The organism is Klebsiella sp. TF21-TM, from assembly GCF_019753495.1.
Classification (GTDB): Bacteria; Pseudomonadota; Gammaproteobacteria; order Enterobacterales; family Enterobacteriaceae; genus Klebsiella; species Klebsiella quasipneumoniae.
Window position 1 is genome coordinate 177,362 of sequence record NZ_JAIJYL010000003.1, and the last position, 14,434, is coordinate 191,795.

The following is a 14,434-nucleotide window of genomic DNA, read 5'->3' on the forward strand; positions in this document are numbered from 1 at the left end:
ATGACGATTTTTGATAACTATGAAGTATGGTTCGTTATTGGCAGCCAACATCTCTACGGCCCGGAAGCCCTGCGCCAGGTGACGAAGCATGCCGAACATGTGGTGAACAGCCTGAATGCGGAAGCCAAACTGCCGTGCAAACTGGTCCTCAAGCCGCTGGGCACTACTCCGGACGAGATCACCCATATCTGCCGCGACGCCAACTACGATGACAAATGCGCCGGGTTAGTGGTCTGGCTGCATACCTTCTCGCCGGCAAAAATGTGGATCAACGGCCTGACCATCCTCAACAAGCCGCTGCTGCAGTTCCATACGCAGTACAATGCCGCGCTGCCGTGGGACAGCATCGATATGGACTTTATGAACCTGAACCAGACCGCGCACGGCGGCCGCGAGTTCGGCTTCATCGGCGCCCGTATGCGCCAGCAGCACAGCGTGGTGACCGGCCACTGGCAGGATAAAGAGGCCCACCAGCGCATCGGCGGCTGGATGCGCCAGGCGGTCTCCAGACAGGATACCCGTCATCTGAAAGTGTGCCGTTTCGGCGATAACATGCGTGAAGTGGCGGTGACCGACGGCGATAAAGTCGCGGCGCAGATCAAGTTTGGCTTCTCAGTGAACACCTGGGCGGTCGGCGATCTGGTGCAGGTGGTCAACAGCGTCAGCGACGGCGATATCAGCGCGCTGGTCGATGAATACGAGAGCAGCTACCGTCTGACCCCGGCGGCGCAGGTTCACGGCGACAAGCGCCAGAACGTGCTGGACGCCGCGCGCATTGAGCTGGGGATGAAACGCTTCCTCGAACAGGGCGGTTTCCACGCCTTTACCACCACCTTTGAAGATCTCCACGGCCTGAAACAGCTCCCGGGTCTCGCCGTACAGCGCCTGATGCAGCAGGGCTACGGCTTTGCAGGCGAGGGCGACTGGAAAACCGCCGCTCTGCTTCGCATCATGAAGGTGATGTCAACTGGTCTGCAGGGCGGCACCTCCTTTATGGAGGATTACACCTACCACTTCGACAATGGCAACGATCTGGTGCTCGGCTCGCACATGCTGGAAGTGTGCCCGACGATCGCCACCGCCGAGAAACCGATCCTCGACGTCCAGCCGCTGGGCATCGGCGGCAAAGCGGATCCGGCGCGCCTGATCTTCAATACCCAGACCGGCCCGGCGATTGTCGCCAGCCTGATCGACCTGGGAGACCGCTTCCGTCTGCTGGTCAACACCATTGAAACCGTCCCGACGCCGCACGATCTGCCGAAGCTGCCGGTGGCCAACGCCCTGTGGAAAGCGCAGCCGGATCTGCGTACCGCTTCGGAAGCCTGGATCATCGCCGGCGGCGCGCACCATACCGTCTTCAGCCATGCGCTGAACCTCGACGATATGCGCCAGTTCGCCGAGCTGAATGATATCGAGCTGACCGTCATCGACAACGATACCCGTCTGCCGGCCTTCAAAGACGCGCTGCGCTGGAATGAAGTCTATTACGGTTCAAAACGCTAAAAGGTCGTCCCCTCACCCTACCCCTTTCCCCGCCGGGGAGAGGGTACCGGCCGGGCGCGATGCCGCCTTCCTCCCTCTCCCGCCGGGAGAGGGCCGGGGTGAGGGATACCCGACTCGCCTGCTATTCGGAGCACACTATGTTAGAAGATCTTAAACGCCAGGTTCTGGAAGCCAACTTAGCGCTGCCGCAGCATAATCTGGTGACCTTAACCTGGGGCAACGTCAGCGCCGTCGACCGCGACCAGGGCGTTCTGGTTATCAAACCCTCCGGCGTGGATTATCGCGTAATGACCGCCGACGATATGGTGGTGGTCAGTCTGGAGAGCGGCGAAGTGGTGGAGGGTAAGAAGAAGCCCTCGTCGGATACCCCGACCCATCGCCTGCTGTATCAGGCTTTCCCGACGCTGGGCGGCATTGTGCATACCCATTCGCGCCACGCCACCATCTGGGCGCAGGCCGGGCAAGCTATTCCGGCGACCGGCACCACCCACGCCGACTATTTCTATGGTCCGGTGCCCTGCACCCGGCTGATGACCGATGCGGAGATCAATGGCGAATACGAATGGGAAACCGGCAAGGTGATTGTTGAAACCTTCCGCCAGCGCGAGATCGACCCGGCGCAGATGCCTGGCGTGCTGGTTCATTCCCACGGCCCGTTCGCATGGGGTAAAAATGCCGAAGACGCGGTGCATAACGCCATCGTGCTGGAAGAGATCGCGTATATGGGCATCTTCTGCCGCCAGCTGGCGCCGCAGCTGCCGGATATGCAGCAGACCCTGCTGGATAAGCACTATCTGCGTAAGCACGGGGCTAAAGCCTACTACGGCCAATAATCACCCTGCTCGCGCTGCGCCTGGCAGGGCTACGGCTCTGCCGCGTCGGGTAGCCCGGATAAGCGCGCAAGCCGAAATCCGGCGCCACCTTAGCGCCGAGTACCTGTATAAAACCCCAGCACCCACTGAGAAACCAGGCTATAATCAGGCCTGGTTTTTTATCGTTGAGAGCACCCGTGACCCAGCCACGAGCAGGTTTTTTACTCACCCGTCACTGGCGGGACACTCCGCAAGGCACCGAGCTGTCCTTCTGGCTGGCCACCGACGACGGCCCGCTGCAGGTCACGCTGCCGCCGCAGGAGTCCGTCGCCTTTATCCCCGCCGCGCAGCGGGCGCAGGCTGAGCGACTGCTGCAGGGTGAGAAAGGCTTCCGCTTCGCCCCGCTGGCCCTGAAAGATTTCCACCGCCAGCCGGTGGTCGGCCTCTACTGCCGCGCCCATCGTCAATTGATGCGTCTGGAGAAGATTCTCCGCGACAGCGGCGTCACCCTCTATGAGGGCGATATCCGTCCGCCGGAGCGCTACCTGATGGAGCGTTTTATTACCGCCCCGGTGTGGGTGGAAGGCGAAACGCGTGGCCCGCATCTGGTCAACGCGCGCATGAAACCCCATCCTGACTATCGCCCGCCGCTGAAATGGGTGTCGCTGGATATCGAAACCAGCCGTCACGGCGAGCTGTACTGCATCGGCCTGGAAGGCTGCGGTCAGCGGGTGGTCTACATGTTGGGCCCCGAACCGGAAACGCCGCCAGACGTCGATTTCGATCTGGTCTACGTCGCCAGTCGCCCCCTGCTGCTGGAAAAGCTCAACGCCTGGTTTGCCGATCACGACCCCGACGTGCTGATCGGCTGGAACGTGGTGCAGTTCGATCTGCGCGTCCTGCAAAAACATGCCGAACGCTATCGTATCCCGCTGCGGCTCGGCCGCGGCAACAGCGAGCTGGAGTGGCGCGAGCACGGCTTTAAGAACGGCGTCTTCTTCGCCCAGGCCAACGGCCGGCTGATTATCGACGGTATCGAGGCGCTGAAATCGGCGTTCTGGAATTTCTCCTCCTTTTCGCTGGAGGCGGTGGCGCGCGAGCTGTTGGGCGAAGGCAAAGCCATCGACAACCCGTGGGATCGGATGGACGAGATCGATCGCCGCTTCCATGACGATAAACCGGCGCTGGCCATCTATAACCTACAGGACTGCGAGCTGGTGACGCGGATCTTCCACAAAACGGAGATCATGCCGTTTCTGCTCGAACGAGCGACGGTCAACGGCCTGCCCGCCGATCGCCACGGCGGCTCGGTCGCCGCCTTCAGCCACCTCTATTTTCCGCGCATGCACCGCCTGGGCTACGTGGCGCCGAACCTCGGCGACGTGCCGCCGCAGGCGAGCCCCGGCGGCTATGTGATGGACTCCCGCCCCGGCCTGTATGACTCGGTGCTGGTCCTGGACTACAAGAGCCTGTATCCGTCGATCATTCGCACCTTTTTAATCGATCCGGTCGGCCTGGTGGAGGGTCTGGCGCAGCCCGATGACCAGCACAGCATTGAGGGCTTCCTCGGCGCCCGCTTCTCGCGAGACAAGCACTGCCTGCCGGGGATTGTCAGCCAGATCTGGCATGGCCGCGATGAAGCCAAGCGCCGGCACAATAAGCCGCTCTCCCAGGCGCTGAAGATCATCATGAACGCCTTTTACGGCGTACTGGGCACCAGCGCCTGCCGCTTCTTCGACCCGCGTCTCGCCTCGTCGATCACCATGCGCGGCCACGCGATCATGCGTCAGACCAAAGCGTTAATTGAAGCCAAAGGCTATGACGTTATCTACGGCGACACCGACTCCACCTTCGTCTGGCTTAAGCGCCCGCACAGCGAAGCGCAGGCGGCGGAGATTGGCCGGACGCTGGTGAACGATGTCAACGCCTGGTGGGCGCAAGAGCTTGGCAAAAGCCAGCTTACCAGCGCCCTGGAGCTGGAATACGAAACCCACTTCTGCCGTTTTCTGATGCCGACGATCCGCGGCGCCGATACCGGCAGCAAGAAGCGTTACGCCGGCATGATTCAGGAGGGCGACGGCCAGCGCATGGTTTTCAAAGGGCTGGAAACGGTGCGCACCGACTGGACGCCGCTAGCCCAGCAGTTTCAGCAGGAGCTGTACCTGCGCATCTTCCGCAACCAGCCGTATCAGGATTATGTGCGGGAGACTATCGCCAGGCTGATGAACGGCGAGCTCGATGAGCAGCTGGTTTATCGCAAACGCCTGCGCCGGCCGCTGGCGGAGTATCAGCGCAACGTGCCGCCTCATGTGCGCGCCGCGAGGCTTGCCGATGAGCACAACCTGAAGCGGGGTCGGGCGCAGCAGTATCAGCAGCGCGGCACCATCAAATACGTCTGGACCACCGGCGGCCCGGAACCGGTGGATTATCAGCAATCGCCGCTCGATTACGACCACTATTTGTCAAAGCAGCTGCAGCCGGTGGCGGAAGGGATCCTGCCCTTCGTCAACGACGACTTTGCTACAATAGTGACAGGACAGCTGGGGCTATTTTGATTTTTTCACACCCATTCTGCGGGCGCAGAAGCCTGAAAATGAACCGTGAGGAGGACGTGACGAACGTTCTGCCATCCAGTAATATAGCGCCCTTTCCATTCCTGGCCCCAATTTTGACGCATCTCCGGTTGTACATGGGGATGATCAACTATTGCCTGCAATTAAAGAACTAAAGAGCCGAACATATATGCCTTTTACACTTGGTCAACGCTGGATTAGCGACACAGAGAGCGAACTAGGATTAGGGACGGTGGTAGCGCTGGATGCGCGCATGGTCACTCTCCTCTTCCCCGCCATCGGCGAAAACCGTCTGTACTCACGCAACGATTCCCCGATCACTCGCGTGATGTTTAACCCGGGCGACACCATTACCAGCCACGAAGGCTGGCAGCTCCACGTTGACAAAGTGCATGAAGAGAACGGGCTGCTGTCCTACACCGGCACCCGCCTCGATACCCAGGAAGCGAACGTCACCCTGCGTGAAGTGCTGCTCGACAGCAAACTGGTGTTCAGCAAGCCGCAGGACCGCCTGTTCGCCGGCCAAATCGACCGCATGGACCGCTTTGCCCTGCGCTACCGCGCGCGCAAGTTCCAGAGCGAGCAGTACCGCATGCCGTGGAGCGGCCTGCGCGGCCAGCGCACCAGCCTGATCCCGCATCAGCTGAACATCGCCCACGACGTGGGTCGTCGTCACGCTCCGCGCGTCCTGCTGGCCGATGAAGTGGGCTTAGGTAAAACCATCGAAGCCGGGATGATCCTGCACCAGCAGCTGCTCTCCGGCGCCGCCGAGCGCGTACTGATTGTGGTCCCGGAAACCCTTCAGCACCAGTGGCTGGTGGAGATGCTGCGCCGCTTCAACCTGCGCTTCTCGCTGTTTGACGACGAGCGCTACGCCGAAGCGCAGCATGACGCCTATAACCCGTTTGAAACCGAACAGCTGGTGATCTGCTCTTTAGACTTCGTGCGCCGCAGCAAGCAGCGTCTGGAGCATCTGTGCGACGCCGAGTGGGACCTGATGGTGGTCGATGAAGCGCACCACCTGGTGTGGAGCGAAGAGGCGCCGAGCCGCGAATATCAAGCCATTGAACAGCTGGCCGAGCGCGTGCCGGGCATTCTGCTGCTGACCGCGACGCCGGAACAGCTGGGGATGGAGAGCCACTTTGCGCGCCTGCGCCTGCTGGATCCGAACCGCTTCCACGATTTCGCGCAGTTTGTCGAAGAACAGCAGAACTACCGTCCGGTGGCCGACGCCGTCGCCCTGCTGCTGGCGGGCAACAAGCTGAGCGATAACGAACTCAATACCCTCGGCGATCTGATCGGCGAGCAGGATATCGAGCCGCTGCTGCAGGCCGCCAACAGCGATCGCGAAGACGCCCAGGCCGCGCGCCAGGAGCTGGTCTCGATGCTGATGGACCGCCACGGCACCAGCCGCGTGCTGTTCCGTAACACCCGTAACGGCGTCAAAGGTTTCCCGAAACGCGAGCTGCACACCATTCGCCTGCCGCTGCCGACCCAGTACCAGACGGCCATCAAAGTGTCCGGCATCATGGGCGCCCGCAAAACCGCGGAAGAGCGCGCGCGCGACATGCTCTATCCGGAGCAGATCTATCAGGAATTTGAAGGCGATACCGGCACCTGGTGGAACTTCGACCCGCGCGTCGAGTGGCTGATGGGCTACCTGACCAGCCACCGTTCGCAGAAGGTGCTGGTGATCTGCGCCAAGGCCGCCACCGCGCTGCAGCTGGAGCAGGTGCTGCGCGAGCGCGAAGGTATCCGCGCCGCCGTGTTCCATGAAGGAATGTCGATTATAGAACGCGACCGCGCCGCGGCGTGGTTTGCCGAAGAAGACACCGGCGCCCAGGTGCTGCTGTGCTCTGAGATCGGTTCCGAAGGACGCAACTTCCAGTTCGCCAGCAATCTGGTGATGTTCGATCTGCCGTTTAACCCGGATCTGCTGGAGCAGCGTATCGGCCGCCTCGACCGTATCGGCCAGGCGCACGATATCCAGATCCACGTCCCGTACCTGGAAAAGACCGCGCAGTCGGTGCTGGTGCGCTGGTACCACGAAGGTCTCGACGCCTTCGAGCATACCTGCCCGACCGGACGGACCGTTTACGACAGCGTCCATGACGAGCTGATCAACTACCTTGCGGCGCCGGAATCCACCGACGGCTTTGACGATCTGATCAAGTCCTGCCGCCAGCAGCATGACGCCCTGAAAGCGCAGCTGGAGCAGGGCCGCGACCGTCTGCTGGAGATCCACTCCAACGGCGGCGAGAAAGCTCAGGCCCTGGCGGAGAGCATCGAAGAGCAGGATGACGACACCAGCCTGATCGCCTTCTCGATGAACCTGTTCGATATCGTCGGCATCAACCAGGACGACCGCGGCGAAAACCTGATCGTCCTCACCCCTTCCGACCATATGCTGGTCCCGGACTTCCCGGGTCTGCCGGAGGACGGCTGCACCATCACCTTCGAGCGTGACGTGGCGCTGTCCCGTGAAGACGCGCAGTTCATCACCTGGGAGCACCCGCTGATCCGCAATGGCCTCGACCTGATCCTCTCCGGCGATACCGGCAGCAGCACCATTTCCCTGCTGAAGAACAAGGCGCTGCCGGTCGGCACTCTGCTGCTGGAGCTGATCTACGTGGTCGAAGCGCAGGCGCCGAAGCAGCTGCAGCTCAACCGCTTCCTGCCGGCGACCCCGGTTCGCATGCTGCTGGATAAAAACGGCAACAACCTCGCCGGCCAGGTGGAGTTTGAAAGCTTCAACCGCCAGCTGAGCGCGGTCAATCGCCACACCGGCAGCAAGCTGGTCAACGCGGTTCAACAGGACGTTCACGCCATTCTGCAGCAGGGCGAAGCGCAGATCGCCAAGGCGGCGCAGGGGCTGATCGACGCGGCGCGTAGCGAAGCCGACGATAAGCTGACGGCGGAGCTCTCCCGTCTGGAAGCGCTGAAGGCGGTCAACCCGAACATCCGTGACGACGAACTGGCGGCGATTGAAAGTAACCGCCAGCAGGTGCTGGAGGCGCTGGGACAGGCCGGATGGCGTCTGGACGCGCTGCGTCTGATCGTCGTCACTCACCAGTAACGGAACGCAAAATGGCGATGGAAAACTACAATCCGCCGCAGGATCCCTGGCTGGTGATCCTGTATCAGGATGAGCACATCATGGTGGTCAACAAGCCGAGCGGCTTGTTGTCCGTGCCGGGTCGTCTTGATGAACATAAAGACAGCGTGATGACGCGCATTCAGCGCGACTTCCCGCAGGCCGAATCGGTGCATCGCCTTGATATGGCCACCAGCGGCGTGATTGTGGTGGCGCTGAATAAGGCGGCGGAACGCGAACTGAAGCGTCAGTTCCGCGAGCGCGAGCCGAAGAAGCAGTACATCGCCCGCGTCTGGGGCCATCCGCAGCCGGCGGAGGGCCTGGTGGATTTACCGCTGATTTGCGACTGGCCGAACCGGCCAAAGCAGAAGGTGTGTTATGAAACCGGCAAAGCGGCGCAGACCGAGTATGAGGTGCTGGAGTACGCGGAAGATAACACCGCCCGCGTGCGCCTGAAGCCGATTACCGGACGGTCGCACCAGCTGCGCGTGCATATGCTAGCGCTGGGGCATCCGATCCTTGGCGACCGCTTTTACGCCACGCCTGAGGCGCTGGCGATGGCCCCGCGCCTGCTGCTGCACGCCGAGACGCTCACCATTACCCACCCCGCCTACGGCAACGCGATGACCTTCCGCGCGCCGATCGACTTTTAGGACCTACCCGGCGGCGCTTTGCCGCCGGGGAATACTGACCCGTTAATCGCGGGCAAACCACGCGTCAATCATCTGCTCAACGCGGGCAACGACGAGATCGGTGTCGTGACGACGGCTGCGCGCGCAGGCGTGCGCCGGCTCATCGCACAGCAGGCAGCGGCGCTGCGACTCGCCCAGCGACTGGCGTCCCACCTGCCCGCTCTGCGGACAGATCACATCGATATCCCACAAGCGTCCCAGCGGATGGCTCTGCTCCAGCGTACTGCACATCGCTTTGATTTCGCTGGCCGGGTGCGCCACGCACCACAGCGCTTCAGGCCCGGTCGGCAGCCACAGCACTTGACGATCCAGCGTTTGCCAGCGGTGCTTCCACAGCAGTTGATCGCAGGCCTGGAGGGCTACGCCCATCATGTTGCGATAGCGAATGCTGTCCTTCACCGCCCCGGGGGTCACCAGGGTCAGGGAAATAACAGGCTGCTGATAATGGGCCAACCAGTCGGCCTGGCGGGCTGCACGCTGCTCTTTCGCCGCCAGCAATGCGTCGATGCTGACGCCCGCCTGGGCGGGAGTATCCACTGACATTAATTCCTCTCCTACATATGATAAATGCGACAGCGCCTGGACTGTCATGATGATGGTTGCGATAGCCGATCGCGCGCTGATTGTAACGCTAAATGCGGAGCATTTAGGATACAGAACGCAGATATTTTCGGCGTTCTGTAGCGGAAAATAGCAGGTTTATCGCTGAGCGTAGCGTTATATCACGCCAGATAGTGGCTGAGGAACAGCAACCCCAGCGAGACATTTATCGCCCCGCCAATCCGGGTAGCGATCTGCGCGAACGGCATCAGGCTCATGCGGTTGCCGGCGGTCAGGATCGCCACATCGCCGGTGCCGCCCTGCCCGCTCTGGCAACAGGAGACAATCGCCACATCGACCGGGTGCATCCCTATCTTTTTACCGACCAGGAAACCGGTCGCCACCAGCGCGGAGACGGTGCTGACGATCACCAGCAGGTTGGTGAAGGTGAAGGCGTTCACCAGCTCCTGCCACGGGGTGATCGCCACGCCGACGGCAAAGAGGATCGGGTAGGTGACCGCGGTGCGGAAGAATTTATACACCATCTGCGATCCCTCCTGCAGGCGCGGAGAAACCACATTAGCCAGCTTTAACAGCACCGCGAGAAACAGCATGCCCACCGGCGCCGGCAGACCAATCAGTTTGTGGCCGAGCATCCCCATCATATACAGCAGCACCGCCAGCAGCGCGCCGGAGGCCAGCGTCCCGACGTCGGTTTTGCCGCTCACGCCTTCGCTCTCGCCGAGGCTGCGGGTTTCATGGCTGCGGTTCGGCATCAGCTGCCCTTCGCCGGTCAGATGCGGGAAGCGCTTGCCGAGCTGGTTGAGGCAGCCGGAGATGACGATCGCCGTCAGGCTGCCGAGCATCACCATCGGCAACACCCGGCCCAGGGCCACTCCCTGCTCCATATGCATCAGCGCGGCGTAGCCCATCGACAGCGGGATCGCCCCTTCCCCTACGCCGCCGGCCATGATCGGCAGCACGATAAAGAAGAACACCTGGAACGGCTCCATGCCCAGCAGCGTGCCGACGCCGATGCCCACCAGCATGCCGACCACCTCGCCGCACAGCATTGGGAAGAAGATCTTCAGGAAGCCCTGAATCAGGGTGGTGCGGTTCATACTCATGATGCTGCCGACGATAATGCAGCAGATATAGAGATAGAGGATGTTGGTGGATTTATAGAATTTGGTGGTGGATTCAACGACCACGTCCGGCAGCAGGCCGTAATGGACCAGCGCGGAAGGAATAAAAGTGGCGCAGATCGCCGCCGCGCCGAGTTTTCCCAGCACCGGCAGACGTTTGCCAAACTCGCCGCAGGCGAAGCCAAAGAAAGCCAGCGTAGCCACCATCACCACGATATCGCTCGGCAGTTTACCGCCAAGGCAGTCGAGAGCGATCAGCCCCCCGGCCAGCAGAAACAGCGGCAGCGGGACGATCCCTACCTTCCAGTTATCCATGATGTGCCACCAGCGCTGCCTGAGCGTGGTTTTCGGCGTATTGATCGGTTCAAGGGTTGCAGAGAATGCGTTGTCTGTGGTGCTCATAAATTCAGCCCTGTCGTTATTATTCATTTTCAGCGTAAAGGGACAGCGGCGTCGTTAATGTGAAGCTCCCCGAATTAAAAAAGAAGTTTTAATGGTCACTATGGTTTTTATGGTTTCTATTCGCTGATCCGCGCAGGGGTGATATATCTCTGATTTATTATCGTGGTTTTTATGGTTTTTATTTCCCGCCACGCGTTATTTCCGCCGCGACCACTGGCGGTAGCCGGCGCCTGCGCCGCTGATCACAACTTTCCCTTAACATTTACGTCACGTGACAGAAAAATGATAGAGTGCCGGTATGGTGAATACGTCGTCCGGGACCTATGAAATTATCTTTTCAATATAAGCTGTTTATTTCGCTGGTCGCTTTTTTCTCAGTCCTGTTTATCGCGCTGGGTATTTATTATTACTTTGACGCCAGCCGCCAGCTTTATCAGGAAATGAGCGCCCGGGCCAAAATTCAGGCCGAAGAGATAGCCCTGATGCCAAATTTACGTCAGCAGGTCAGCCGGCATGACCCACAGGCGATTCAGGCATTTATGCAGCAAATCGCCGCCCATAGCGACGCCAGCTTTATCGTCATCGGCGACCGCCAGGGGATGCATCTGTTTCATTCCGTCCATCCGGAGTGGGTCGGCACGCGGCTGGTCGGCGGCGACAACCAGGCGGTACTGGAGGGAAAGTCCATTACCACCATTCGCAAAGGCGGCCTGGGCGTCTCGCTGCGCAGTAAAACGCCCATCATCGATGACGCGGGGCGGGTGATCGGCATTGTCTCCGTCGGCTACCTCACCAGCTATCTCGACAGCATTACCCTGAGCAAAGTGATCAATATTTTTATCGCCGCCGTCCTGCTGCTCACCGCCCTGTTTATCTTCTCCTGGTACTTTACCCGCAGCATCAAGAAACAGATTTTTTCGCTCGAGCCGCGGGAGATAGGCCTGCTGGTGCGCCAGCAAAAGGCGATGATGGAGTCGATCTTTGAGGGGGTGATCGTCATCGATCGCCAGCGGCGCATTGAGGTGATTAACCATGCCGCCCGCAGCCTGCTGGGACTCAGCCAGCCCGCCCGTCAGCTGCGCGGCCAGTCCATCGACAGCGTGATTTCCCCGCAGCCCTTTTTCGCCAGCGGCGACATGCTTGAGCGCGACACCCATGATGAGCTGTGCCGCTTCAACCAGTTGACCGTGCTCGCCAGTCGGGTGCGCATTATGCTGGAGAATACCCTGCAGGGCTGGGTGATTACCTTCCGAGACCGCAATGAAATCAATGCCCTCACCGCCCAGCTGAGCCAGGTGAAGCGCTATGTCGACAATCTTCGCATCATGCGCCACGAGCAGCTCAACCGGATGACCACCCTCTCCGGCCTGCTGCATATGGGCCATTATGACGAAGCGATCCGCTATATTCAGGCCCAGTCGGAGCATGCTCAGGAGTTACTGGACTTTATCTCCTCGCACTTCCACTCGCCGACGCTGTGCGGTCTGCTGCTCGGCAAAGCCACTCGCGCCCGCGAAAAAGGCGTGGCGCTGAGCTTCGACCCGGCCTGCCGCATTGACCGTCCGCTGCCGTCGCTGATGGAATCCGAACTGATCTCCATCATCGGCAACCTGCTGGATAACGCCATCGAAGCCACGCAGCGCGCCGAGCTTCCGCATGAGCCGGTGGAAGTCCTGATCCAGCTCAACGCCCGGGAGCTGATTATCGAAGTGGCCGACCGCGGCGTCGGCATCCGCCCCGATATCCGCGAGCGCATTTTTGAACGCGGCGTCACCACCAAAACCCGTGGCGATCACGGCATTGGTCTGTATCTTATTGAACATTATGTCACTCAGGCGGGCGGCACCATCGAAGTCGCCGATAACGCGCCGCGGGGAACGATCTTCACCCTGTTTATCCCGGCCGACGCGCCCGCCTGTCCGCAACCGGAGGCCCACGATGCATCATGACCTGGTCGATGTGCTAATCATTGAAGATGAGAGCGAGCTGGCGCGCCTGCACGCCGAGCTTGTGCAGAAACACCCGCGCCTGCGGCTGGCGGGCATGGCGGCCTCCCTCGCTCAGGCCCGTCAGTTGCTCCACGCCACGCCGCCGCAGCTGGTGCTGCTGGATAACTATTTGCCGGACGGCAAAGGGGTGACGCTGATGACCGACCCGGCGCTGGCGACCAGCCAATGCTCGGTGATCTTTATCACCGCCGCCAGCGATATGGAAACCTGCAGCCAGGCCATCCGCAACGGCGCCTTCGACTATATTCTTAAGCCGGTATCATGGAAGCGGCTGAGCCAGTCGCTGGAGCGTTTTATCCAGTTCTACGATCAGCAGCGGGAGTGGAAAATCGTCGATCAGCAGAACGTCGATTCCCTCTATCAACTGCAGGCGAAGAACTACCGTATGGATAGTGGCAGCAAAGGGATTGAAGAGAAAACGCTGGCGCTGGTGCAGGGTCTGTTTAGCGGCCGGGAAGCGCACTGCTTTTCCGTTGATGAGGTGGTCAGCGCCGCCGGGCTCAGCAAAACCACCGCCCGCCGCTATCTTGAACACGGCGTTGAGACCGGTTTTCTGGAGGTGGAGATGCTGTACGGAAAAATCGGCCATCCGCGGCGGCTGTATCGCCGCGCACAGGCCAAACGCTAACCCCCTCGCCGGGTGGGAGGGGCTGGAAAACTCAGAAACCGCGCTGCTCTTTAATCAGCTCCCAGGCCTTCTGGATCTCCTGGGCTTTCTGTTTGGCCATCTCCATCATCTCCGGCGGCAGCCCTTTCGCCACCAGCTTGTCCGGATGGTGCTCGTTCATCAGCTTACGATAGGCGCGCTTCACTGTCGCCGCGTCGTCAGTCGGTTTCACCCCCAGCACGTTGCAGGCGTCCTCCAGCGTTGGACCGCGCTGCGCCTGCTGCCAGCCGGCGTTGCCGCCGTGCTGACCATAAGATTGCTGCTGCGAACCGCCGCCGAACTGGGCGCCGCCCTGCATCATTCGCAGGAATTGATCGAACTGGGCGCGGGAGATGCCAAGCTCATCGGCGATGACGAACAGCACTTCACGTTCGTTAGGGTGCAGTTCGCCGTCAGCGAACGCCGCCTGCAGCTGAATTTCCAGAAACATCCGAATCAGATCGAAGCGGCCAAAGCAGACGCTGCGCAGCTGGCGCATCTTCTCGCGCAGCGGATAATTGTCGGCCTTGCCGTCGCGAAATGCCTGCTGCGCCGCGGTGCGCGAAGCGCCGTGCAGATTCATGCGATCCATCAGCACATTGGCGACGTGAATATCCGCTTCGGTAACGCGGCCCTTGGACTTGGTCAGATGACCCATCACTTCAAAGGTGGTGGAAAAGAAGAGCGACTGACGCTCCTGCTGATTGGCGAAGAGATTCAACCGGCGGCTGCGCGCCCGGTCAAACATATGGCCGACCAGGAAGCCGAGCACCACGCCCCAGAACCCACCGCCCATCAGCAAAGCCACTGCCACGCCAATCACTTTACCCAAATACTGCATAGACTCCCCAACTGTTTGTCGCCGTTAAGCACGAATATGACCGCACGTTACCCGGCACTCGCGCCTCGGTCAATTGTGGGACATAGCCTATAATTTGCTTTATCATACTCGTCATTCAACAGGGTGCCTAACGCTCGGGCTCGAAACGGGCAGGATTAACACTAGCGTGATAAAGTT

General features: G+C 60.6%; 10 protein-coding genes. 7 read left to right on the forward strand and 3 right to left on the reverse strand.

Annotated features, from left to right (window positions below; translation table 11 throughout):
- The 5 genes from araA to rluA all read left to right on the forward strand — a co-directional run bounded on the left by araA (nucleotide 1) and on the right by rluA (nucleotide 8,635).
- Complete coding sequence (gene araA, locus K5R89_RS04365; protein WP_023291959.1) at nucleotides 1–1,503, forward strand: L-arabinose isomerase; 1,503 nt, start codon at nucleotides 1–3, stop codon at nucleotides 1,501–1,503.
- A 137-nt stretch (nucleotides 1,504–1,640) separates the two neighbouring features.
- Complete coding sequence (gene araD, locus K5R89_RS04370) at nucleotides 1,641–2,336, forward strand: L-ribulose-5-phosphate 4-epimerase (RefSeq protein WP_017901201.1); 696 nt, start codon at nucleotides 1,641–1,643, stop codon at nucleotides 2,334–2,336.
- A 176-nt stretch (nucleotides 2,337–2,512) separates the two neighbouring features.
- Complete coding sequence (gene polB, locus K5R89_RS04375) at nucleotides 2,513–4,870, forward strand: DNA polymerase II (RefSeq protein ID WP_049015401.1); 2,358 nt, start codon at nucleotides 2,513–2,515, stop codon at nucleotides 4,868–4,870.
- Nucleotides 4,871–5,057: 187 nt separating this feature from the next.
- Entirely contained in the window at nucleotides 5,058–7,964 is a 2,907-nt protein-coding gene (gene rapA / locus K5R89_RS04380) for an RNA polymerase-associated protein RapA (protein ID WP_032453828.1), read from the forward strand.
- Between the two features lie 11 nt (nucleotides 7,965–7,975).
- The gene (rluA, locus tag K5R89_RS04385; RefSeq protein WP_023291957.1) at nucleotides 7,976–8,635 is read left to right on the forward strand and encodes a bifunctional tRNA pseudouridine(32) synthase/23S rRNA pseudouridine(746) synthase RluA; all 660 of its coding nucleotides are present in this window, start codon (nucleotides 7,976–7,978) and stop codon (nucleotides 8,633–8,635) included.
- A gap of 42 nt (nucleotides 8,636–8,677) precedes the next feature.
- On the opposite strand, the gene citX is transcribed toward rluA, so the two are convergent.
- Both citX and K5R89_RS04395 read right to left on the reverse strand, forming a co-directional pair.
- Nucleotides 8,678–9,217 carry a citrate lyase holo-[acyl-carrier protein] synthase gene (gene citX / locus K5R89_RS04390; RefSeq protein WP_004204286.1) on the reverse strand — a complete coding sequence of 180 codons (540 nt, stop codon included), beginning with the start codon at nucleotides 9,215–9,217 and terminating at the stop codon, nucleotides 8,678–8,680.
- A 179-nt stretch (nucleotides 9,218–9,396) separates the two neighbouring features.
- Nucleotides 9,397–10,761, reverse strand: coding sequence for a 2-hydroxycarboxylate transporter family protein (locus K5R89_RS04395; protein WP_044520990.1), 1,365 nt, complete (start codon nucleotides 10,759–10,761; stop codon nucleotides 9,397–9,399).
- Between the two features lie 323 nt (nucleotides 10,762–11,084).
- Between K5R89_RS04395 and K5R89_RS04400 the strand changes: the two genes are divergently transcribed.
- Together K5R89_RS04400 and K5R89_RS04405 are read left to right on the forward strand one after the other, a co-directional pair.
- Entirely contained in the window at nucleotides 11,085–12,710 is a 1,626-nt protein-coding gene (locus tag K5R89_RS04400) for a sensor histidine kinase (protein ID WP_048336386.1), read from the forward strand.
- A complete protein-coding gene (locus tag K5R89_RS04405) occupies nucleotides 12,700–13,398 on the forward strand; it encodes a response regulator (RefSeq protein ID WP_023291954.1) in 699 nt (232 codons plus the stop codon). Before K5R89_RS04400 ends, K5R89_RS04405 begins: the two co-directional genes overlap by 11 nt.
- A gap of 31 nt (nucleotides 13,399–13,429) precedes the next feature.
- Here K5R89_RS04405 and djlA read toward each other — a convergent pair whose 3' ends face one another.
- A complete protein-coding gene (gene djlA, locus K5R89_RS04410; RefSeq protein WP_008807470.1) occupies nucleotides 13,430–14,257 on the reverse strand; it encodes a co-chaperone DjlA in 828 nt (275 codons plus the stop codon).
- Nucleotides 14,258–14,434: the final 177 nt, after the last annotated feature.